This window comes from Caballeronia sp. M1242, assembly GCF_017220215.1.
GTDB lineage: Bacteria > Pseudomonadota > Gammaproteobacteria > Burkholderiales > Burkholderiaceae > Caballeronia.
In genome coordinates this window covers 379,152-402,446 of sequence record NZ_CP071131.1, presented here as the reverse complement: position 1 = coordinate 402,446, position 23,295 = coordinate 379,152, and the positions used below count along the sequence as shown (strand labels likewise).

The window sequence follows — 23,295 nt, the reverse complement described above, 5'->3', positions numbered from 1 at the left end:
TTAACCCTAGTTCTCTTTGTCCTTTTTTGGTCCTAGAGTGGCTCCAGATTCACCGACAAGTCTAGATTAAAGGCCCACCATGAAATTAGCAACTTTGCGGGTAGATGGCGCGAAAACAGTCGCTGTCGTGGATTCGGAAGGCGGCAAGTACTGGCCGGTTTCCGAGCTTTGCGACGGCTTCTGCGGCGACATGGTCCAATTGGTCCAACAGTTCGCCGACCTGCGCGAAACGCTCAAGCCGCGCGGCGAAGGCAGGCCGCTCGCCTCGGCGCAAGTGCTCGCGCCAATCGACCAGCCGCGCCGCAACGTGTTCTGTGTCGGCAAGAACTATCACGATCACGCCGAAGAGTTCAGCAAGTCGGGCTTCGACAAGAGCGCGCAGGCGGGCGAGCACATTCCGGAAGCGCCGGTCGTGTTTACCAAGCCCGTCTCGACGATCATCGCGACCGGCGAGCGCATTCCGCGCCACGCCGACGTGACGCAGCAGATGGACTACGAAGTGGAGATCGGCGTCGTGATCGGCAAGGCCGGGCGCGGCATCAAGAAGGCCGACGCGATGAACCACGTCTTCGGCTACACGATCATCAACGACGTGACCGCGCGCGATCTGCAAAAGCTGCATCGCCAATGGTTCATCGGCAAGTCGCTCGACGGCTTCTGCCCGATGGGTCCGTTTCTCGTCACGGCCGACGAGATCGACGCCGAGAACATCGACGTGCGTTGCTGGATCAACGGCGAGCTGCGTCAGGAATCGAACTCGAAGCTTTTGATCTTCGATATCCCGACGATCATCGAGACGCTTTCGGCCGGCATGGAGCTTCAGCCGGGCGACGTCATCGCGACGGGCACGCCCGCGGGCGTGGGCATCGGCTTCAATCCTCCGAAATTCCTGCAAAGCGGCGACGTCGTGCGCATGGAGATTCCGGGCATCGGCATTCTTGAAAACGAGGTGGCGTGAACATGGCAACGACGCAAGTGCAAGGCGTATTCATCGAAACCGAAGGCGTAGGCGCGCCGGTCGTGTGCATTCACGGTCTCGGCGGATCGTCGAACAACTGGACGCCGGTGCTGCCGGCATTCGAGGGCAAGAAGGTCATTCGCATCGATCTGCCGGGCAGCGCGCGTTCGCCGTTGCCGGAGCAGAAGCTGTCGATCGATCTGTACGTGGACACGATCGCCTCGGTCCTGCGCGAACTGCAAGTCACGCAGGCCGATGTCGTCGCGCATTCGATGGGCACCATCGTCGCGCAGCATCTCGCCGTGAAGCATCCGGAACTGGTGAAGAGCCTCGCGCTCTTCGGGCCGCTCGTCGCGCCGCCGGATGCGGGCCGCGAAGGCATGCGCCAGCGCGCCGGAATCGCGCGCGAGAAGGGCGTGCCGGGCGTGCAGGAAATCGCCGATGCCATCGTGAAGGGCGCGACCAGCGACGAGACGAAGTCGCAGCGACCGGTGACGCTCGCGCTCGTGCGCGAAAGCGTGATGCGGCAGTCGCCCGAAGGCTACGCGCAAAGTTGCGAGGCGCTCGCGGGCGCGCAGGCCGCCGAGATCGAGCGCATCGAAGTGCCGACGCTGCTCGTCACCGGCGATCAGGACGGCGTCGGCAAGCCGGATGCCGTCAAGGCGATGGGCGAGCGCATCAAAGGCGCGAAGGTCGTCGTGCTGAACGGCTGCGGCCACTGGACGACGTTCGAGAAGCCCGCCGAATCGACGGCGGAACTCAAGCGCTTCTACGAGGCGGCGCAGTGAAGAACTGAACGAGCCGGCACGCCGCGTCGAAGAAGCGCCGCACAGACGGCCGCGACCGGCGCCGGAAGAACACCAACCAGGTCAGACCGTAATCAACCGGCGGCCCGCGCGCGAATGCGCCGGGTCCGCGTGGAGGAGACAGACATGAGTTCGATCCTGTTCGACAACGTATCCGTTTTCGATGGCAGCGGCGCGCAGCCGTTCAAGGGCCAGGTGCTCGTGGATGGCCGCCGCATCGTGCGCGTGGCGCGCGAGGAAGCGCCGATCAGCGCGCCCGACGCGCGGCGCATCGACGGCCGCGGCGCGTTTCTGATGCCCGGCATGACCGAAGCGCATACGCATTTCTCGTGGAATGACCAGCCGTCGCTGTCCGCCATCCAGTTCATGCCGCCGGAGGAGCACATGCTGTGGTGCGTGCGCGTGGCGAAGCGTTACCTCGAAATGGGCTGGACGTCCGCGCTCGGCGCGGCCGCCGCGAAGCCGCGGCTCGATGTGGTGCTGCGCAATGCCGTGAATGCCGGCGAGTTTCCGGGGCCGCGCTATCTCGCGGGCAGTCAGGAAATCACGATTCTCGGCGGCCTCGCCGACAACACGCTGCCGCACATGCCCTTCAAGGAGCTGAACTTCGGCGCGGTCGTGAGCGGTCCGGAAGAGATGCGCGCGACCACGCGCATGTTCGTCAAGTACGGCGTCGATCACCTGAAGATCAATCTCTCGGGTGAGTACATCGCCGGCATTTCGGCGGAATCGTCGCCGTTCTCGGAAGAAGAAATCGCGATGCTCGCGGCCGAAGCGAAGCGCGCCGGCAAGCGCGTGGCGGCGCATGCGCGGTCGAGCGAATCGGTCAAGCAGTGCGTGCGGCACGGGCTCGAACTGATCTTCCACGCGAGCTTCGCCGACGAAGAAGCGCTCGACATGCTCGAAGACAACAAGGAGAAGCACTTCGTCGCGCCGGGCATCGGCTGGCTCATCAGCACGCTGTATCACGCGGAGAAGTGGGGCATCACGGAGGAAATGGCGACGAAGATGGGCTACAAGCGCGAGCTGGAGACCGCCGCCGAAACGCTGCGCAAGATGCACAAGCGCGGCATCCGCGTTCTGCCGGGCGGCGATTACGGCTTCGCATGGATGCCGCACGGCACCAACGCGCGCGACCTTCAGTACTTCGTCGATTACATCGGCATGACGCCGATCGAAGTGCTCGTTTCCGCGACGCGCTACGGCGGCGAACTGATGATGATGCCCGACGAGCTCGGCCAGATTCGCGAAGGCTATCTCGCCGACATCATCCTCGTGGACGGCAATCCGCTCGCGGACCTGACCATCTTGCAGGACCCGAAGAAGATCACGCTCGTGATGAAAGACGGCGACATCTTCAAGACGACGCACGACTCGCTGCCGCCGCGCGGGGAACTGCATATCGGCACGCCGCTGCCGGCCGATGCAGGCGTCGAGCAAGCGGCGCCCGCGCCGGTGCACTGAACGCTCGCAGACGCGTTGCATGGCGCCGGCCGTTCCTTGCGGCCGGCGCCTTCGCTTACGAAAAAATCAGGAGACGACCACATGACACCGCGCACTTTGCTCGCCGCGCTGGCGACCAGCCTCGCGTGCGCATCGGCGTTCGCCGCCGCGCCGACCATCGGGCTATCCAACGGTTACTTCGGCACCGAATGGCGCAACCAGATGATCGACGGCGCGAACCAGCAGTTCGAGACCTATAAGGCGAAGGGCATGGCCGACAAGCTGGTCATCCAGCAGTCGGGCGCGAACACCGGCCAGCAGATACAGGACATGCGCAACATGATCCGCCAGAAAGTCGGCGCGATCATGGTCGATGCCAACTCCGCGACCGCACTCAACGGCGTCATCAACGAAGCGGAGCGCAGCAAGATTCCGGTCGTCTCGTTCGATCAGGCCGTGTCGAACCGCTATGCGACCAACGTGACGGTCGATCACTACAAGTGGGGCCAGCGCTACGCCGAATGGATCGCGGAGCAACTGCACGGCACGGGCAACGTCGTGGTGCTCGACGGCATTCCCGGACACCCGGCGGCCGAAGCGCGCAAGAAAGCCGCGCTCGATACGTTCGCGAAGTATCCCGGCATCAAGGTCGTATGGTCCGGCTACGGCGAATGGGACGAGGCGAAGGCGCAGTCCGTGATGGCGACGGTCATCGCCGCGCAGCCGAAAATCGACGCCGTGTTCACTGAAGACGCGATGGCGCTCGGCGTGCTGCGCGCCTTCGAGAACGCAAACCGCCGCGTGCCGGTCATGACCGGCGAGGCGCAGAAGGGCTTTCTCACCGAATGGAAGAAGCAGCGCGACGCGGGCAATCCGATGAAGGTCTTCGTGCAGGTGAATCCGCCCGATATCAGCCGCACGGCGCTCGGCATTGCGGTGCGTCTTGCGCAGGGCCGCAAGCTCAAAGCGCTGCCGGACAACACGTACTACTTCCCGATCACGAAGACGGTGACGAGCGACACGCTCGATGCCACGCTCGCGTCGATGAACGGCAAGCCGGACAGCTACTTCCTCGGGCAATGGCTCTCCGAAGCCGAGCTCGACGCGCTGTTCGCGCAGTGACGGCGGCGCCATGTCCTTATTGATCGCGAAGGGGCTCACGAAACGCTACGACGGCGTGCTGGCGCTCGACGACGCGAGCCTGACGCTCGAAGCGGGCGAAGTGCTTGGCTTGCTCGGCGCGAACGGCTCGGGAAAATCGACGCTCTCCAGCATTCTCGCGGGCGACAGGATGCCGGACCACGGTACCATCGAACTCGACGGCGCGCCGCTCGCCGTGGGCTCGCCGAAAGCGGCGCGGGCGGCGGGCATCGCGATCGCGCATCAGCATCCGGGGCTCGCGCCCGACTTGCCGGTCTGGGAGAACGTGTTTCTGGGCGCGGAGCTATGCCGCGCGGCGCGCTTTCTGAATCAGCCGCGCACGCGCGATCGCGCGCTGCAATTGCTCGAAAGCCTGCGGCCGGGCTGGAACGTCGATGCCGCTGCGGGCAGCCTGACCGCGGCGGATCAGCAACTAGTCGAGATCGCGCGGGCGCTCGCGCTCGCGCCCCGCGTGCTGATTCTCGACGAGCCGACCGCCGCGCTCGCCGCAGCCGAAGTCGATAGCCTGATGCGCGCCGTGCGCGGCCTGACGGCGCGGGGCACGGCGGTCGTGTTCATCTCGCATCGCATGGCTGAGATCGAGTCGCTATGCGATCGCGTGATGGTGCTGTGCAACGGCCGCGCGGTCGGCGAGTTGCCGGTGCGCGGCCACTTGGATGAGCCCCGCGTGCTCGAACTGATGGGCGGCGTGGCGGGCGGCGCGGCGGCCGCGCATCTGCACGATGACGCGCACGAAACGGCGCAAACGAACCGCGTGTCGCGCAACGGCGCATCCGTCGCGATGACGGTGCGCGGCCTGCGAGCGGGCGCGCGGCTGCGCGGCGTCGATCTCGAGTTGAAGCGTGGCGAGATTCTCGGCATCGCGGGCTTGCAGGGCCACGGCCAGGAAGAACTGCTCGACGCGCTTGCCGGCTTCCGCGTGCCGGACGGCGGCACGGTGACGCTCGCAGGACCGGACGGCCCGAAGACGGTCGAACCGCGCTCGCCACGCCAGATGATCGCGGCGGGCGTCTGCCTCGTGCCGAACGACCGGCATCGTCAGGGCTTGTGGCTCGATCATTCGGTCGAGTTCAACCTCGCGCAGGTCGGCGTGAACTTCGCGCAAAGCCCGTGGCGGCTGCATCGCGCGCCGATTCGCCGCTTCGTCGACGACGTCGTGAAGCGCCTGCGCATCAAGACAACCGACGCGCGGCAGCCGGTGCGCGATCTGTCGGGCGGCAATCAGCAGAAGGTCGTCATCGGCCGCTGGCTGAACCGGCAGGTCGATGTGCTGCTTCTCAGCGATCCGACCAAGGGCGTGGATGTCATCGCCCGCAAGGACATATACGAAGCGATCGGCGCGCTCGCGGCGGCAGGAACCGCGGTGCTCGTTCATGCTTCGGACACCGAAGAATTGCTTGCGGTGTGCGACCGGCTCGTCGTCATGTACGAAGGCCGGATCGTCGCGCTGCTCGAAGGAGATGAGATGAACGAATCGCGCGTGACCAGCGCGCTCTTTGGCCGGAGCGCGGCATGAAAGCGCACTTGAGCGAAGGGCTTCCCGGCACGAAAGCCGTGCCGATGAAACGCACCGGCGCGGGGCTGAAGGCGACGCTTGCGCGCGCCGCGAGCGCATTGCCGGCGCTCGTCATGCTGTTGGCCGTGATCGTGTGCAATGCATGGCTTCAGCCCGACTTTATGACGCTCGATTCGCTCGCGAGCAATATGCAGAACGCCGCGCCGGTGATTCTCGTCTGCATGGCGCAGGCGGTCGTCGTGTTGATGGGCGAGCTGGATTTGTCGGTGGGCGCGGGCATTTCGCTCGTCAATTGCGTGCTCGCCGCCGCGCCCGGTCTCATGGGCTGGGGCACGGGCGCGACGTGTCTCGCTGCATTGGTCGCCGCGCTCGCGGCCGGTGCGTGCAACGGCTTTCTCGTCGGCTATGCGAAGCAGAGCGCGCTCATCGCCACCTTTGCGACAGGCGCGGTGTGGTTCGGCTGCGCGCTGCTCTTGATGCCGCAGCCGGGCGGCACCGTTCCGGAGGCGCTCGGCGAATGGTTCGCGGCGCGCATCGGCGTGGTGCCGGTCGCGGCGCTGCCCGTGCTTGCGGCTGTCGTGATCTGGGCCGTGCTGCAACGGCACCGTTTCGGGCGGCGGCTGATTGCAACCGGCAGCAACGCCGACGCCATGTTCAAGGTCGGCGTCGACGTGCGGCTCGTCAAGCTGCTCGGCTACATGCTCGCGTGGCTGTTCGTATTCGCGGCGGCGGTGTGCCTCTCGGCGCAGACTGCATCCGGCGATGCGCGCCTCGGCCTGCCGTACACGCTGAACTCGGTGGCGGCCGTGGTGATCGGCGGCATCTCGCTCGCGGGCGGCCGCGGCGCCATGCTCGGCGCGATCTGCGGCTCGCTCGTGCTCGCGCTGATCGGCAACGTCGTCTACTTCGCGGGCATTCCGAGCAACTATCAGGAAGTGTTCAAGGGCGCGGTGATCGTGATCGCGCTCGGCTTCACGTTCGTCGGCGCGAAAAGGAGAGCTTGATGATGAATACGCAATCGCGCCGCCTCTTCCTGCTCGCGCTCGCGATCATCGTGCTCGTCGGCGGGCAGTTCGCGGTGCCGGGTTTCGCGAGTCCGGGGCAGGTCGCCAATCAATTGAAGATCGCGACGTTTCTCGGTCTTTTCGGCATCGCGCAATCGCTCGTGATGATCGCGGGCGAACAGGGGCTGGACCTGTCGGTCGGCGCGGCGGCCACGCTCGGCGGCATGCTCGGCGCGGCGCTGCTCGGGCCCGCGTCGCCGGGTCTGGGCGCGGCCTTTGCCGTTGCTGCGGCGAGCGGCGCGCTGGTGGGCGCGGTGAACGGCGTCGGCATCACGCTCTTGCGGATACCACCGCTCGTCATGACGCTCGCGATGGCGAGTCTCGTGGATGGCGGCCTGATCGTGTGGTCATCGGTGATGCATGTGAACACGGCGGCGAGTCCGGCGCTCGCGGCGCTTTCCGGCAGAGCGCTCGCGGGCGTGCCGACCGTCGCGCTGATCTGGCTCGTGGCCGGCGCGCTCGTGTGGCGCTTCCTCGATCATTCCGCGTGGGGGCGACGGCTACTCGCGAGCGGCGCGAACCCGACGGCGGCGGCCATCGCCGGGACGCGCGTGCGTGCCATTCGCATCGCGGTCTATACGGCGAGCGGCGTCATCGCGGCCCTGACGGGCGTGCTGCTGGTCGGCTATGTCGGTCAGGCGTTTCTCGGGCTCGGCACCACGTATGTGCTGCCGAGCGTGGTCGTCGCGGTGATCGGCGGCGTGTCGCTCGCAGGCGGACGCGGCGACTACATCGCGGTGGCGATGGCCGCGCTGCTGCTCACCGCGCTCACGAGTCTCTTGACCGCGCTGCAGATCGGCGAAGCAGGGCGGCAGTGCATCTTCGGGGCGACGCTGCTCGCGTTTCTCGCGCTCAACAAGTGGTCGTTCAAAGGCATGCTGCGTCGCGCGCAGGCTTGACCGCGATGTGTGCGCCGTTACTGACCTCTCCCAAAGTCCTTAGCAGAACATAACGATGCCGCAAGCGCGAGCTTCGTTTCGTCCTCTCCGCGAAGCCGGGCGAGCCATCGGGTCGTGCTCGCCTTCATCGCCGTGACCGGTGACGTCAAGCGCTGCAGCCATGCAGTCGTCGGCGATACCACGGCCACGTTCTCCATCATGCCGCGGTCTTCGTGATCGAGGATATGGCAGTGCATCACGAATTCGCCGGTGAAGTCCTCATAAGCCGTGCGCATTTGCAGCGTGTAACCCGCCTTGATGAAGAGCGTGTCGCGTATCACGCCTTGCAGGTTGCAGTACTCCGTGTCGCCGGTTGCCAGTTCCTCCTGCGTGCAGTTGCCCGAACCGTCGAAGATCGAATGATTCGCCGCGTTCTTGATGTCCATGATCTTGAACGGGTTCGTATGGATATGGAACACGTGCGTCGCGAAGTTTGAGGCGGACACGTTCCACTGATCAACGGTGCCCAGCGTGCCGGTCACGCGTATAACGGACGGATCATACGACGCGCCTTCGATCTGAAAAGTCAGCGGCTGATTCGGTCCCGTCGGCAGATTGATCTGGAATTGCTGATTGACCGTCTGCTTGATGGGGCCGTCGACGGGCACGGTCGGCGCGAAAGCGCGCAGGCTGAGCGACTGGAGATCGGACCTCGCGGGTTGCGCGAGCGAAGGATTGGCGGCCACCAGTTGATCGCGGATGAACTGCCAGTACTTCGAATGGCTGCCCACGGTCGTATTGGGAATGTTCATGCCGGGGCCCACTCGTGCGAACGACAACAGCCGGCGGTCCTTGACCTTGCTTGCGCCAGCGCGGAAGTTGATAGTGGCGGAAGCAGATGCCGCTTCGTCGAGGATGCAGTACAAGCCAGGCGACGGGAACGCCACCAGCACGTCGCTTCGATAACCCGGGTTCATCGAGTTGACGTCTTTCTCCACCATCGTCTGCATGGTGATGCCGTCTTCCGCGAACTCCAGTTGCTTCACCGTCTCGCCGCTGCACAGCGCGTCGAGCGTGACGACTTGCGAAGACTTCGTGCGGTCGTTCGCCAGTGCGGACGTCGCGGCGTTGGTCGCCGTGTTCACCTGCGCGGTGCTGAGCGATTGTGAATCGGCGAGGCCGAGCGCCGACAGGTTCGCCCGCACGATCTTCACGTTGATGGTGTCGCGGTTGCCGCCGTGCACCATGCGCAGACGCCGGATGTCGCCGGCCGGCACGAAGCCGATCGCGCTCGGAAAGATGGGCTGCACCACGCCGTTGATCTGCGTATAGCGTCCAGAGATGATCCACGACGAATTCACCGCGCCGGCGGGCGCCCCCGTCCGCGTATCGGGAACGAACCCTAACTGATTGTTATACCCCCGGATCTCGCCTACTTTGCCCGATGGGCAGATCCACTCGCCCGTGGTCGAGTCGAGCAGCGGCACGGTGGAAGTTGCATCGCTAAAGCATGCGTATTCGATCTGCTGGAAGAGCATGACATGCTCGGTCAGCGGCAAGCCGAATGTCCTGCGTTTGAGGATCGTATCGATGTCCGCGCTGCCGTTCGCGACGCCGGCGCGCGCCTGACGCGAGCCACGCACGATAAGCACGCCCGCCATGCCGCTCGCCACGTCGATGGCGGTGGACCCGTGCAGATGCGAGTGATACCAGAAGGTGCCCGACGGATGGTTCGACGGAATCTCGTAGACGTAGTGATGCGTGCTGTCGCTCGTGGACTTTCCGCCGCTCGGCGGCACGGTGATCAGCACGTTGTCGGCATTACCGGACGGCGATACGTGCAGCCCGTGCGTGTGGATGTTCGTGTTGTTGAAGCAATGCGGCGTGACGTGATCGGGCTGGCTGGGGCAGGTCGCGTCGTTCGGATTCAGCGGAAGATTGTTCGTGAAGTTCAACTTCAGCGTGGCGCCCGGCTTGATGCTGATGGTCGGGCCCGATGGACAGCCGTTGTACGAACGCATGTTGACGGTATCGAATACGTTCGTGGATGGGTTGTAGATCTTATAGGACGTCATCTTCGCCGTGAGCGAGACGGTCGCCGAGTTGCCTGACGGATTCAGCCCCGAGGCGCATTGCAGCCGCTGCAACAGCGAGGCGAGACTTCCGGCTGTGGATACGGCCGAATTGCCGGCGGCGGCATCGGCGGTGTCGTCTACATCGGTGAAGGATCGCGCGGTCAGCGTGCTCTGCGCGAAAGACAGCGCAGGTGCCAGGACCAGCATGACAAGCAACGCGCGCAATGCAGCGCCGATCTCTTTCAGCGACGTTTTCATGTGTGCTCCTCTGTCCACGGACGGCGTCGGGTCGCCGCAAGGAGACATTAGGGCATTGGAAAAACCGTCGTATCCCTAATCGTTTTGTATGTGTGTGATTCCACACAAAGGCGACGCGCTGAATCGGTAAGTTAAACCGGATGCCTATTCGTTAGCTGAATTACGGATGGCTAAGTAGTTGGAGGCGGCGCGGCGGTAATCGTCGAAGGAATGAATTGGGTAAATAGCGTCTTGCATGTCAATGCGCGCTTACCCTTTGGCGGCGCGAATGGCGGCCGTTTGATCTGACGAAGCGTAATGCTGCAAAGACGAATTCGGCTTGGACCACTAACGATACTGGCGCACGCTCATGCTCCAGGACGGTGCGTCCTGATCAGCCGCCTCCCCGCTGTATCGTTGGCCCACATAGCCCGAGCGCGGTGTTGATGACAGCGAGATGCGTGAGCGTCTGCGGAAAGTTGCCGGCCAGCTCGCGGCGCTCCGCGTTGTATTGCTCCGAGAGCAGGCCGAGGTCGTTGGCCACGGCAAGCACGCGTTCGAACTGCTGCCGGGCCTCGTCAGTGCGTCCCTGCATTTGCAGGCAGTCGGCCATCCAGCACGAGCACGCGAGAAAGGTGCCTTCGTTCGGACCTTCGGGCCGCTTCTTGCGGCGTCGGATGAGTCCGTTCTCGCTCAATTCGCGGCGTATTGTTTCAATGGTCGATGCCATGCGCGGCTCGTCGGCGGGCAGAAAGCCGACGAGCGGCATCAACAGCAGGCTGGCGTCCAGTCCGTCCGCGCCGTAGTATTGCGTAAAACTGCCCATGCCTTCGTTCCATCCCTCGCGACAGACCTCCTCGCGGACCGTCTCTCGCAGCAAGGCAACGCGTTCGACGAGCGCGGCGCACGCGGCGTCGCCCGACCGGTTCTTCACGAAGCGATCGAGCGCTACCCATACCATGACGCGTGAATAGGTGTAGTGGCGCGGCGTGGATCGAGACTCCCAGATACCCGAGCCCGGCGTATTCCAGACCTGTTCCAGATGCTCGACGATGCGCGTCTCGACGAAGTTCTCGCTGCTCGCAGGCTTGAGCCCGCCGCGCCGGCCTACGTCGAGACAGTCGATGATCTCGCCGAGGACATCGACCTGATGCTGATGCGCCGCAGCGTTGCCCACGCGCACGGGCAGTGCATAGCGGTGGCCCGGCAGCCAGTCCACGTTCCATTCGGACAGGTGACGCCCGCCATCGACGCGATACATGATGCGGATATGCTCCGGCGACGCGCCGATCGAACGCAGCAGCCAGTCGCGCCATGCACTCGCTTCGTCGTTGAAGCCCGCGTTCAGCAAGGCGACCATGGCGAAGCTCGTATCGCGCAGCCACCCGTAACGGTAGTCCCAATTCATCCGGCCGCCCGGCGCCTCGGGCAGTGACGTCGTGGGCGCGGCGACGATCGCGCCGGTGCGGCCGTGCGTGAGCGCCCTGAGCGTCAGCAGCGAGCGCCTGACGGCTTCCGGCCAGGCCGTTCTGCCGTTATCGAAGCGGTCTATCCAGTCGCGCCAGAACTGCTGCGTGCGTCGCAATGCGGCTTGCGCGTCCACGGGCGGGGGCGGCGTCTCGTTCGGCGCGCCATAGCTCAACGCGAAGGTGACGGATTCGCCGGCATGCACGGCAAATGACGCCTGCGCGGTGCCTTTGTCCATCGTCAGCGCGATGTCCGCTCGCAGCACGACGCGGTCAGGTCCTATGCACGAATGAAACGCGCCGTCGACGCAATCGCTCCACGGACGCAGCGCGCCATAGTTAAAGCGCAGGCAGAGGTTCATGTTCATCTGCACGACGCCGCGCAGGCCCACGACCATGCGCACCATGGAACTCGATGCTTCGCCCACAGGCATGAAGTCGATCAGGCGAACGGCGCCGTCGCGCAGTTCGAAGTCTGTCTCCATGATGAGCGTGTCTTCCTGATAGCGTCGCGCTCTATGCTCTATGCTGCCCGCAGGCGCAAGCGACCAGCATCCGTTGTCGGCCGTGCCGAGCAGCGCGGCGAAGCACGCGTCGTCGTCGAAGCGTGGCCAGCATAGCCAGTCGATGGAGCCATCGCGGCTCAGGAGCGCTGCGGTCTGGCCGTCGCCCAGCAGCGCATAGTCTTCGATGGGCCGGCTCACCGCCGCCCGCTCCATCGTTTAGATAGAAGTCCGAATAAACTGACGGTGCCGATGCCCGCCAGTCCCCACAACAACGCGCGGTGACGATCGGTGAACAATTCGACGCTGCGTTGCCGCGATTCGTCGTCGAAGCGCCCGTGGGCGCTGTAATCGCCGGGAACAGGCTCGAACAGATTGCTCGGCGCGTCATGCGGGAGCGGTTCGTCGGTAAGCTGCCCGCTATAACCGCTGCGCGCCAGATAGCGGTCGATCAGATTAGGCGCGATGCGATTTGCAAGAATTGCCTTGACGCTCGAAAATCCCACCCACACCTCGCGCCGGCGGTGAGTCGCGGCGAAGTAGATGGCGCGCGCGGCGACCTCCGGTTCGAAAATCGGCGCGACCGGTCGCGCGCGCTTCCCCATTTTGTTGAGCGCCCAGTCGAACTGAGGCGTGTTCAGAGCGGGCAGCGCGACCATCGTGAGATGGATCTTCAGCCGGTCATGAATGATCTCGGAGCGAAGCGAGTCCGTGAAGCCGCGAATGGCGAACTTCGCGCCGCAATATACGGACTGCAGCGGCACCGAGCGGTAGCCCAACGCGGAGCCGACATTCACGATGGCGCCGCGATTGCGCGTGCGCATGCGCGCGAGGGCGGCCATCATGCCGTGGACCTGCCCGAGATAGGTGACCTTCGTGCCGCGCTCGATCTCTTCTGCAGTGAGTTCGGAGACCGGCGCGAATGCGGTCGCCATCGCGACGTTCACCCAAACTTCGATCGGTCCCAGTGTCTCTTCGACATGCGATGCCGCGCGCTCAACCGCCTGCGCATCCGCTACATCCGTCGGAATGGGCAGCGCGCGCACGCCGTAGGTCTCGCGGACTTGCGATGCCGCCCGCTCCAGCCGCTCGGCGTCGCGTGAGAGAAGGGCGACGTCGTAGCCTTGCCGCGCAAATTCATCTACGGTCGCGCGACCTACGCCGGCACCCGCGCCTGTGATTACGACTACCTTTGGCATTCGGAGCCTCCTCGTCGACGCATAGGGCGATGTCAGGAACAACGGTTGGAAGAACGACAGTCGAACGCCTCAGAGCAGCAGCCGTGCCAATAGGTCACGCGATGCCGTTTTATCGTGGGCGGAGTCGCTCATGCGCAGACGACGCCATGGAAGCATCAAACACTGTTTGCCAGCCAGCCGAAGGTTTGCATCTCGGTGAGATGCATTGCAGCGAGCTTCAACAAGCATCGCTCGCCTTTGGGCGTTAAATGCACTTCCACTTGGCGCCGATCACTCTCTCCCGGCTTTCGGACGACGAGTCCTGCGCGCTCGCACCGGCTTACGAGTGCGGCCGTCCCGTTGGGCGCGGCCTGAAGGCGTTCGGCCAGTTCACCGACACTCGCCCACGTTCGTCCCGGCATGCCGCGAACATGCAAAAGGAGTTGATACTGGAGAGGCGTGATGCCGGCCGCGTGAGTGATTTCTTCGGAGTAGCGAAGGAACTTGCGGAGCTGATAGCGGAAATTCGAAAGCGATTCGAGATCCGTCTTGCTCGGCAGGCCCTTGGTCCCGCGGTTATTCGGTTGCTTCATTTTCTGCGCACGGATCTTCGGTTCGGTGGGTCGGTAAATGCATTGCGTTTCGGCCGGACGTGCCATTCATGGTAGCAGATGCATCCGGGCATGCTAGCGGCCTGAAGTCGCGCGGGGCGGCGCTCAGGAACAATTTGCAATCGGCATGAAAAAAGCACAATGTGATACAAATCGATGCTCGATGCGGTCTCTGGCGTATGACGGATCGCCCGGGCCGCGTGCGCGGAAGATCACCCGGAATGCGGCTTGCTTGGTGCAAGCCCCCAGATGAGTCCCTTTTCTCGATCAGCTTTCAAAGGCGTGCGAGCGCGAGCAGGTCGACCGTGAACACCGCAGGAGAACCGAGATGCCGGCACACTGGTCGGTCGTGATGCCAACGGCATGGCTGGCGTTATCGGTGCTTTCCGCATGTGCAGTGGTGGTCGACATAGCAATGCTCGGACATCGGCAACCGATGGCGATCATGTCCGTGGTATGGCCGTTGACGATGCTGTACTGGGGCCCAATAGGCTTGGTTTTCTATTTCGCGTTCGGGCGCGCGACGCCCGGCGCAAAGCAGCGCGAAGCGCCGATGTGGCAAGCCACATTTCTGGGCGCGACGCATTGCGGCGCAGGTTGCGCGTTGGGAGATTTCATTGGGGAATGGCTCGCCTTTCTGCTTGCCTTCAGCATCGCGGGCTCGGAACTGATCGGGCGGCTCGCGCTGGCGTTCGTGCTGGCTTACCTGATCGGCGTGGCTTTCCAGTATTTCTCGATCGCGCCGATGCGAGGCCTTGGCTTTCGCGATGGCGTGATTGCGGCAGTCAAGGCGGACACGCTTTCTCTCGTTGCGTACGAGGTGGGCATGTTCGGCGTGATGATCGCTTTCGCGAAGCCTGCCACGCCGCTCGAGCCGACTGACTCAGCGTACTGGGTGCGCATGCAACTTGCGATGGTGGCGGGCTTCCTGACGACATACCCGGTCAACTACTGGCTCATCCGGCGAGGCATCAAGGAGAAGATGTGATCTGTGTGCGTCGGTTTTTCGTATCTATCTTGCGAACGGGGCTGGCGCTCGCGGTCTCGCTTCGTCAGATCACGGCATCTGCGAACGAGGCAGCGCCCGACACATCCGATTCACTCACGAGCGGACCGACGCCGCTTGCCTATTTCCTCCACAGCAGGGGACCGGCGGCGCATCCCGTCCTGCATCTGGACTGGGTGCTGACGGCCATATGCAGTCTTGTCTGCATCATCATCGCGGTGATGCTGCTGATAGCGACCTTCCGTCATCGCAAGAAAGAAGATCACCGTGCGCTCGGCAAGGGTGGCGGCCTGAGTTTTATCTATGTCGGCACGGCCATATCGACTGTGGCGTTGTTCGGCATCGCCATCTACATGCTGACGGTGCTGGCCGAGGTCGCCGATCCGCCCAGAACGCCGGCTCTTACTGTCACGGTCACCGCCTACGACTGGTGGTGGAAAGTGGACTACGGACAGGGCCCGAGCGCCTTCACGACCGCCAACGAACTGCATATTCCGGTGGGCGTGCCGGTGCTCGTGCTGCTAAAGAGTGCAGACGTCATTCATGCGTTCTGGGTGCCGCAATTGTCCGGCAAGACGCAGACCATACCCGGCAACACCAACCGTCAGTGGATACAGGCCGACAAGCCCGGCATTTTTCGCGGCCAGTGCACGCAGTACTGCGGCGTGCAACATGCTCACATGGCATTCGAAGTCTATGCGCAGCCGCAAGCCGACTATGACCGATGGTACGCCGCGCAGCAGCGCACGGTAGCCGCGCCGGCCACGACGCAGGCCGTGCACGGCAGGAAGCTCTTCGAGGAACGCTGCGCGGGCTGCCACGCGGTGCGTGGAAGCAACGCGGCCGGCGTGCAGGCGCCCGATCTCACGCATGTGCTGTCGCGCCGGCTATTGGCGGCGGGCACGGTCGTCAATACGCCGGAGAATCTGATGGACTGGATTCAGCATGCGCAGGAAATCAAGCCCGGCACGCTCATGCCCGACATGAAGCTTTCGCCCGTTGAATCAGGCGAGCTGTCGGCATACCTCGCTACTCTCAGGTAAGGACAAGACGATGGCCGTGACAGGGGATCGAAGCGCCGGGCACTCGCACCGCGTCGCGTTCAGACGCGAGCCGGAGTTCGGCAGCGTCCCGAAAGGATCGGAAGCCGAGAAGCGGCTGCTCGATCTATGGGAAGGCGAATCGGGATGGCGCGGCTTCATCACGACAGTCGATCACAAGAAGATCGGCCTGCGCTATATCGTGACCGCGTTCGTGTTTCTGCTGTTGGGCGGCGTCGAGGCGCTCATCATGCGCTTGCAACTCGCGCGGCCGAACGAGACGCTCGTCACGCCGGGACAGTTCGCGGAGCTGTTCACGATGCACGGCATCACGATGATCTTTCTCTACGCGCTGCCGGTGCTGAGCGGCTTCGCGAATTTTCTTTGGCCGCTCATGCTGGGCTCGCGCGACATGGCGTTCCCGCGTCTGAACGCGCTTTCGTATTGGATCTTTCTTTTTGCCGGCATTTTTCTGTATTGCAGCTTTCCGCTCGGCGAAGCGCCGAATGCGGGCTGGTTCAACTATGTGCCGCTTTCGTCGCTCGAATACAGCCGTGGAATAAACATCGACGTCTATTCGCTCGGCATGGTGTTGCTCGGCATTTCGACGACCGTTGGCGCCGTGAATTTCGTGGTCACGCTCTTTCGCATGCGCGCGGTGGGCATGTCGGTGGACCGGCTGCCGATCATCGTATGGGGCACGCTGACCATTTCCTTCGCGAACCTCTTTGCCGTGCCGTCCGTGAGTCTCGCGTTCTTTCTGTTATGGATGGACCGCAACATCGGCACGCATTTCTTCGACGTCGCGAGCGACGGCAGGCCGCTGCTCTGGCAGCACCTTTTCTGGATGTTCGCGCATCCGTGGGTGTATGTCGTGGTGCTGCCTGCGATGGGCATCGTCTCGGATGCATTGCCCACGTTTTGTCGGCGTCCGCTCGTCGGTTACGCGGCAGTAGCCATGTCGACGGTCGCGACGATGATCATCGGATTCGAAGTCTGGATTCATCACATGTTCGCGACCGGCATTCCGCCGCTTGCGCTCGCCTTTTTCGGCGCAGCGAGCGTGCTCATTACGATTCCGAGCGCGGTCGCCGTCTTCGCGTGGATCGCGACGATCTGGACGGGGCGCCCCGTGTTCTCCACGCCGTTCCTCTATTTCGCGAGCTTCGTGCTGATGTTCGTGATAGGCGGCGTCTCGGGCGTGATGACCGCAGCGGTGCCGCTCGACTGGCAACTCACTGACACTTACTTCGTCGTCGCGCATCTTCATTACGTGCTGCTCGGCATCAACGTATTCCCGGTATTCGGCGGCATTACTTATTGGTTTCCGAAATTCACCGGGCGTCTGATGAGCGAGCGGTGGGGCAAGATCGCGTTCTGGATCATTCTCGTCGGCTTCAATGTCGGCTTCTTCCCGATGCATATATCGGGGCTGCTCGGCATGCCGCGACGCATCTATACGTATCCGGAAGGCATGGGATGGGATACCTCCAATCTCATTACGACGATCGGCTCGTTCATCTTCGCAATTGGCATCGGCATCTTTTTAGTCAATGCACTCGTCTCGGCGAAGCGAGGAAAGAAGGCGCCGCAGAACCCCTGGGATGCGCCGGGCCTCGAATGGTCGACTGACTCGCCGCCCGCGGCCTACAACTTCGCGGTGCTGCCGATTGTCGAGTCGCGGCATCCTATGTGGGAAGATCGCTTGCAACCCAAAGGGCGGCAGTCGAGCCTGAAGTCCGGTTATCTGCTGCATCAGGGACGCGAGGCGCTCGGCGTGCATCCGTTCAACGGCAAGCCCGACGCGATACTCAAGATGCCGGAGGACGCATGGTCGCCATTCCTGCTGGCTCTTTTCGCTGCGCTCTGTTTCGCCGCGCTGCTGCTGCGCTCGCCGTGGTTCACTGCTCTCATGGTCGCGGGGTGCGGTGCGACACTGGTGGCGTGGATGTGGCCGCGCCGCTCGCTCGGGCAACGTGAACCGCCTACGCCCGAAGAAACCATTCCGGCGCAGGCCGCGAAAAAGAAGGACGTGCTGCCAGTCGGAAGCACGGGCGAGCATTCGGGCGGATGGTGGGGCGTGCTCGCGCTGGTCGCCACCGAAGCGAGTCTCTTCGGCTATCTCATCTTCTGCTATTTCTATTCGCAGTCGCAAACCACGTTGCCGTGGCCGCCCGAGGGCATGCCGAAGATCGGCACCGGCGCAATGAGTACCGGCGTGCTTATCATGAGTAGCGTGCTGGCGTGGATGTCGGAGCGAACGCTGAAGAAGGGCAAGCGCTGGCCGGCATTCGCGTGGATGCTCGGCGCCATTGCCCTCGGCTGCGTGTTCTCCGGCATGCAGTTGAAGGAATGGCACGACCATCCCTACGGCATCACGGCGCATCTCTATGGCTCGCTGTATTTCACGATCACCGGCTTTCACATGGCGCACGTCATGGTCGGCATCGTGATTCTCGTGTTGCTTGCCGTGTGGATCGCGCTCGGCTATTTCGACGAGGAACGCAATGCACCGATGCGTATCGGCGGCCTGTACTGGCACTTCGTCGACGTAGTGTGGCTCTTCATCTTCACGTCGCTCTACGTGACGCCTTTCTGGATGCGGGGTCACTGATGCAAACGTCCGCGCTGCCCGAGCAGCATCTCACGAAAGAAGAAAAGCGACGTCTCGTCGTCTGCGCGTGCGCGGGCTTTTTCCTCTCGCCAGGCGCGTGGCTGCTGCAGGTGATGATCTCCGAGACGATCTCGGCGCAGGCCTGCTATGCCGAGTCGATTCGCCGTGCGGAGCCGGTTTTCAGGCATTTTCATGCGTGGCTGTACGGTACCTCGGCTGCGGCTGTGATCGTGTCGCTTGTCTGCGCGAGCATGGCGGTCTACGGCTTTCGCTTCTTGCAGAAGAAAGAGCAGCAGGCCAAAGCGAGCGCTTCTTCGTCGGATAAGCCTTCGCGCTTCGAAGAACAGTTGGCCCGCAAGCGCTTCATTGCGCTGTGCAGTGCGTTGATCGGCTGTCTCTTCGTCCTCGCGCTGGTCTTCACCATTCTGGCCGAAGTGTTCCTCGATTCCTGCAATCAATGGCATTGAAATGAACGCGACGAGTTTGAAAAATCACATCGCCGCTGCACTGATGTCAGTCGTGCTCGCCACCCTGGGCGCATGCAGTGGCCGGGCGAACGACAATCTTCCCGACAACGTCACGGCGCAGTCGCCGATGACCAGCTCGCCGCAATTGATCGCTCGCGGCGAATATCTCGCGAAAGCGGGCGATTGCAGCGCGTGTCACGACGCGGCCGATCACACGCCGCTTGCAGGGGGCATGCCGGTGAACTCTCCCTTCGGCCCGATCTATTCGAGCAACATCACGCCGGACCCGGTCTTCGGTATCGGACGCTATACGTTGAAGGAGTTCTCGGACGCGATTCGCTATGGAAAGCGCCGCGACGGCAAGCGGCTTTATCCGGCCATGCCGTATCCGTCGCTCGCCAACATGACGGATGACGACGTGACCGCGCTCTATGCTTATCTGATGCACGGCGTGAAGCCGAGCGCGAAGCGCGCGCCGGAAACGCATCTGCCTTTTCCGTTCAATCAGCGATGGGGCATGTTGTTCTGGAGCTGGGCATTTGGGAATCGCGACCAGTACGAGCCCGATCCGAAGCGCAGCGCACAATGGAATCGCGGCGCGTACCTGGTGCAGGGATTGGGGCATTGCGGCGCGTGCCATACGCCGCGCGGTCCTGCTTATAACGAGCTCGGCTACAGTGAGAAGTCGCCGTGGTATCTCACGAGCGGCGTCAACGATCACTGGCTTGCACCCAACCTAACCGGCGATCCGGGCAGCGGATTAGGGCGCTGGACTGCGCAGGACATCGTCGATTTCCTGCGTACAGGTCACGGCGCAGGCGCGATTGCTTTCGGGGCCATGGCGCCGGTCATCGGGGACAGCACGCAGTACATGACCGATGCCGACCTGCATGCGATCGCAACTTATCTGAAGTCACTGCCTCCTCAGCAGACCTACGGCAGTTACGCCAACAACGAGCATGCGAAGGTACAGACGGCGCGCAGCATTCAGACCGGCGAAGCGGAGCGTCCGGGCGCGGGCGTCTATCTATCGTTCTGCGCGCGCTGTCATCAGGCGGACGGCAAAGGTCAGCCGGGCAAGGTGGCAGCGCTCGCCGGCAACCCGCTCGTGCTGGCGGAAGATCCGACATCGGTCATGCGCATCGTGATCGAGGGCAGCAAGAGCCCGGAGACGGACACAGGGCCTGCGCCGCAAAAGATGCCGGGCTTTCATGGCCAACTGACGAGCGCTCAGATCGCTCAGGTCGTCAGCTTCGTTCGTGGGACATGGGGCAATCACGCGGCGCCGGTCTCGGACCGCGAGGTCGAGCGCCTTCGCTCGAAGATCCATCAATGAGAAGCGGCCTGCGTGCGCGGTGACGCACGCGGGCCGCTCAGATCAGCGACGCCTGAATCAAACCTGATTCAAACAATACGCACCGGAATCGACTTCGCGCCCGGCACCTTGCTTTCCTCGGCGTAATGCCAGAGCGGCAGCAACACATTGCATTCCGGGTAATAGCCGCCGATGCAGCCTTCGGGAATCGCATACGCCTTGATCTTCAGCCCCGACAGCCGGCGGTCGATGCCGTCGTCTGCAATGGTCTGCAAGGTGATTTCCTGGCCTTCCTTCAGATGATGCTTCGTGATGTCGGCCTCGTTCATCAGGATAACCATGCGGGAATCCTTCACGCCTCTGAACCGGTCGTCGAGGTTATAGATGGTCGTGTTGAACTGGCTGTCGCTGCGCAAGGTCATGAGCCGCAATGCCTCCGGCGCCTTCTCGGGCATGTCAGGGTCCTCGACGAGCGAGTTCGGCGTCATGAATTCCGCTTTGCCCGACTTCGTTTGCCACACGCGTTCGCAAGCGGGTAGCGGCCGATGAAAGCCGCCCGGCTCCCACATGCGTTCGTTGAAGTCATGGAACGTCTCGGGATACGTCGTCGCAATCTCGTTTCGGACGAGCGAATAGTCGTCGCTCCACGCGTCCCAATCGACTGTCGAACGCGAGCCGAGCGTCGCCTTCGCGATGCCCGCGACGATGAATTGCTCGGCTCGCGCTTTCTCGCTTGCCGGTTCGGTCACGCCCTTCGAGCCGTGCATGCAGCCCGTGCTGTCTTCCATCGAGACCGCCTGATCGCCCAGTCGCGTGCGATGAAACTCGATACGGCTCAGGCACGGCAGCACATACGATATCTCGCCATGCACGAGGTGACTGCGGTTGAGCTTCGTGGCCACGTTGATCGTGAGGCGCAGGTTCGACCACGCGGGCTCCGTCTGCAACCGGTCCGGCACCGAACGCACGAGATTGCCGCCGAGATTGAAGACCGCCTTCACTTTGCCCTTCACCATCGCCTCGAATGCTTCGACGGTATTCATGCCTTTCTTTCGCGGCGGCTCGAACGAGAACTGCTTCGCGAGCTGATCGAGCGGCGCAAGTTCAGGCTTCTCCGTGATGCCGACCGTACGCTGCCCCTGCACGTTGGAGTGGCCGCGTATCGGCGAAGGCCCAGCACCCGGCTTACCGACGTTGCCGCGCAGAAAGAGGAGGTTGCATAGCATGCGTACGTTCTGCACGCCGAGCCTGTGCTGCGTGAGGCCCATGCCGTAGTGCGCCATCACGGCCTTCGCTTTCATGTACTCATTGGCCGCTTCGAGCAGCGCGGAGCGCGGCAGTCCGCTGATTCGTTCGATTTCGCTCCATTCGGTCTGACGCGCGCAGGCCGCGAATTCTTCGAAGCCGGTCGTGTGTTCCTCGATGAACGCGACATCGAGCACGCGTTCCGTGCCTTCGGCCTGTGCGCGGTCATCGGCCTCGATCACTGCCTTGCAGATGCCGAGAATGGCAGCCGTATCGCCGCCGGTCTTCAACTGATGATATTGCGTGCTGATCTGCGTTTCCTTGGGCGTCAGCATCTCCACGGGCGACTGAGGATTCGCGAAGGAGACGAGACCCGGCTCGCGAAGCGGATTGAACGTGATGATCGGCACGCCGCGTTTGCGCGCGTCCTGCAACTGGTGCAGCATGCGCGGGCTATTCGTGCCGACGTTCTGGCCGAAGAAGAACATGAGATCCGTCTTCTCGAAGTCTTCGAGCGTGATGGTCCCGACGCCGACACCGATCGCTTCCTTCAGACCGACGCTCGAACTCTCGTGACACATGTTCGAGCTATCCGGCAAATTGTTGCAGCCGTACATGCGCGCGAAAAGCTGGTACATGTATGCAGTTTCGAGCGAGGCGCGCCCTGACGCGTAGAAGACGACGGTCTCCGGGTCCAGCGCGTTCAGCTCCTTGCCGATCTCGTCGAACGCCTGCTGCCAGGTGACTTCCGTGTACTTGTCCGTGGCTGCGTCGTAGCGCATGGGCGCGGTCAGACGTCCTGCTTCTTCGAGATCGTGATCGTGCCAGTTGAGCAATTGCTTAACGGTGTGCAGTTCGAAGAACTCGGGCGTCATTCGCTTGGCGGTCGTATCCCAGGCAGTGGCCTTCGCGCCGCTTTCGCAGAATTCGAACGTATGCGGATCCGCGGGCTTCGCCCATGAGCAGCTCACGCACATGAAGCCGTCGGGCTTGTTCTGCTTGAGCAGGATCGCGCTGTCCTTGATCGGCACTTTCTCCTGCATGAGGATCGTGGCGACCGCTTTCATCGATCCCCACCCGCCAGAAGCGAAAGGATACGATGGGTTCTTGGCTTCTTTGCTCATCTGCGCGCTCCTGGGGGGACCAATATCACGTCGTGACATAAGCAAGCGTCGTTCCGCATCGCGGTCCGCGCAAGCCGTTCGCATTCGTCTTCTACTACTTCGTTTTCTGCTTCGACACGCTGATCTTTCCGCTGGGTTCGAGCGTGATTTTCTGCACGTCTTTCACGTCGTCGACGCCGTTCTCGCTCAGCGCCTCGTTGATGTCATTCTCGGACACGCCGTATCGCATGAGTGCTTTTTCGCATGGCTTGCCCTGCCAGAACAACGTAATGGGACTGCCCTCCGCAATGAACGTCCACAGCCGGTAGCGCGAGGCAAGATGGGCGACCACCCAGTGCGCCGCGATCATGAACGCCGTTGCGACGAGCGTGCCGGTGAGCGGCGCGTTTCCGGTGACGGCCCGGCTCAAGTTGGACCCGACGATGATCGCCACCACGATGTCGAGCGCCGCCCATCGTCCGAAGATTCTGCGCCCGGCGACTCGCACGAGAAACAATCCCCAGCAAAACACGATCGCCGCCCGGGCGCATTCCTGTAGCACCGTGACGTGTCCCTGCGTGCCGAAGATGTCCTTGAGCAGATCCATTG

Annotated in this window: 18 protein-coding genes; 12 read left to right on the top strand and 6 right to left on the bottom strand. The window is 63.1% G+C overall.

Annotated elements, in window-relative coordinates; genetic code table 11:
• Positions 1 to 79: 79 nt before the first annotated feature.
• The 7 genes from JYK05_RS21270 (at position 80) to JYK05_RS21240 (ending at position 7,847) form a co-directional block, all read left to right on the top strand.
• On the top strand, positions 80 to 958 hold the full coding sequence (locus JYK05_RS21270; protein WP_206470455.1) for a fumarylacetoacetate hydrolase family protein: 879 nt from the start codon (positions 80 to 82) through the stop codon (positions 956 to 958).
• Between the two features lie 2 nt (positions 959 to 960).
• Positions 961 to 1,746: an alpha/beta fold hydrolase gene (locus JYK05_RS21265; protein ID WP_206470454.1), complete on the top strand. Its 786-nt coding sequence runs from the start codon at positions 961 to 963 to the stop codon at positions 1,744 to 1,746.
• Positions 1,747 to 1,890: 144 nt separating this feature from the next.
• Entirely contained in the window at positions 1,891 to 3,228 is a 1,338-nt protein-coding gene (locus JYK05_RS21260; RefSeq protein WP_206470453.1) for an amidohydrolase family protein, read from the top strand.
• An 81-nt stretch (positions 3,229 to 3,309) separates the two neighbouring features.
• Positions 3,310 to 4,329, top strand: coding sequence for an ABC transporter substrate-binding protein (locus JYK05_RS21255; RefSeq protein ID WP_206470452.1), 1,020 nt, complete (start codon positions 3,310 to 3,312; stop codon positions 4,327 to 4,329).
• A 10-nt stretch (positions 4,330 to 4,339) separates the two neighbouring features.
• A complete protein-coding gene (locus tag JYK05_RS21250; protein WP_206470451.1) occupies positions 4,340 to 5,884 on the top strand; it encodes a sugar ABC transporter ATP-binding protein in 1,545 nt (514 codons plus the stop codon).
• On the top strand, positions 5,881 to 6,888 hold the full coding sequence (locus JYK05_RS21245) for an ABC transporter permease (RefSeq protein ID WP_206470450.1): 1,008 nt from the start codon (positions 5,881 to 5,883) through the stop codon (positions 6,886 to 6,888). Before JYK05_RS21250 ends, JYK05_RS21245 begins: the two co-directional genes overlap by 4 nt.
• A complete protein-coding gene (locus JYK05_RS21240; RefSeq protein WP_175943497.1) occupies positions 6,888 to 7,847 on the top strand; it encodes an ABC transporter permease in 960 nt (319 codons plus the stop codon). The genes JYK05_RS21245 and JYK05_RS21240 overlap by 1 nt, the downstream gene beginning before the upstream one ends.
• A 17-nt stretch (positions 7,848 to 7,864) precedes the next feature.
• Here JYK05_RS21240 and JYK05_RS21235 read toward each other — a convergent pair whose 3' ends face one another.
• The 4 genes from JYK05_RS21235 to JYK05_RS21220 form a co-directional block, all read right to left on the bottom strand.
• Complete coding sequence (locus tag JYK05_RS21235) at positions 7,865 to 10,159, bottom strand: multicopper oxidase family protein (protein WP_241270077.1); 2,295 nt, start codon at positions 10,157 to 10,159, stop codon at positions 7,865 to 7,867.
• A 373-nt stretch (positions 10,160 to 10,532) separates the two neighbouring features.
• Positions 10,533 to 12,308, bottom strand: coding sequence for a glycoside hydrolase family 15 protein (locus JYK05_RS21230; protein ID WP_206470449.1), 1,776 nt, complete (start codon positions 12,306 to 12,308; stop codon positions 10,533 to 10,535).
• On the bottom strand, positions 12,305 to 13,306 hold the full coding sequence (locus JYK05_RS21225; protein WP_206470448.1) for an SDR family oxidoreductase: 1,002 nt from the start codon (positions 13,304 to 13,306) through the stop codon (positions 12,305 to 12,307). The genes JYK05_RS21230 and JYK05_RS21225 overlap by 4 nt, the downstream gene beginning before the upstream one ends.
• Before the next feature lie 155 nt (positions 13,307 to 13,461).
• Positions 13,462 to 13,878 (bottom strand): MarR family winged helix-turn-helix transcriptional regulator, encoded by a 417-nt coding sequence (locus JYK05_RS21220; RefSeq protein WP_175943997.1) that lies wholly within the window; start codon positions 13,876 to 13,878, stop codon positions 13,462 to 13,464.
• Between the two features lie 346 nt (positions 13,879 to 14,224).
• On the opposite strand from JYK05_RS21220, the gene JYK05_RS21215 reads away from it, so the two are divergent.
• From JYK05_RS21215 to JYK05_RS21195, 5 genes are all read left to right on the top strand, one after another.
• Positions 14,225 to 14,884 carry a DUF4396 domain-containing protein gene (locus JYK05_RS21215; protein WP_175943491.1) on the top strand — a complete coding sequence of 220 codons (660 nt, stop codon included), beginning with the start codon at positions 14,225 to 14,227 and terminating at the stop codon, positions 14,882 to 14,884.
• A 26-nt stretch (positions 14,885 to 14,910) separates the two neighbouring features.
• The gene (gene coxB, locus JYK05_RS21210; RefSeq protein WP_371826475.1) at positions 14,911 to 15,945 is read left to right on the top strand and encodes a cytochrome c oxidase subunit II; all 1,035 of its coding nucleotides are present in this window, start codon (positions 14,911 to 14,913) and stop codon (positions 15,943 to 15,945) included.
• Positions 15,946 to 15,955: 10 nt separating this feature from the next.
• The gene (ctaD, locus tag JYK05_RS21205; protein ID WP_206470447.1) at positions 15,956 to 18,556 is read left to right on the top strand and encodes a cytochrome c oxidase subunit I; all 2,601 of its coding nucleotides are present in this window, start codon (positions 15,956 to 15,958) and stop codon (positions 18,554 to 18,556) included.
• Positions 18,556 to 19,023 carry a hypothetical protein gene (locus JYK05_RS21200; protein WP_175943486.1) on the top strand — a complete coding sequence of 156 codons (468 nt, stop codon included), beginning with the start codon at positions 18,556 to 18,558 and terminating at the stop codon, positions 19,021 to 19,023. The genes ctaD and JYK05_RS21200 overlap by 1 nt, the downstream gene beginning before the upstream one ends.
• A 127-nt stretch (positions 19,024 to 19,150) precedes the next feature.
• Positions 19,151 to 20,359, top strand: coding sequence for a cytochrome c (locus tag JYK05_RS21195; RefSeq protein WP_371826474.1), 1,209 nt, complete (start codon positions 19,151 to 19,153; stop codon positions 20,357 to 20,359).
• A 68-nt stretch (positions 20,360 to 20,427) separates the two neighbouring features.
• Here JYK05_RS21195 and JYK05_RS21190 read toward each other — a convergent pair whose 3' ends face one another.
• Positions 20,428 to 22,707, bottom strand: a complete 2,280-nt coding sequence (locus JYK05_RS21190) for an FdhF/YdeP family oxidoreductase (RefSeq protein ID WP_175943482.1) — start codon at positions 22,705 to 22,707, stop codon at positions 20,428 to 20,430.
• Between the two features lie 94 nt (positions 22,708 to 22,801).
• Positions 22,802 to 23,293: a DUF421 domain-containing protein gene (locus JYK05_RS21185; RefSeq protein ID WP_175943480.1), complete on the bottom strand. Its 492-nt coding sequence runs from the start codon at positions 23,291 to 23,293 to the stop codon at positions 22,802 to 22,804.
• Positions 23,294 to 23,295 lie beyond the last annotated feature (2 nt).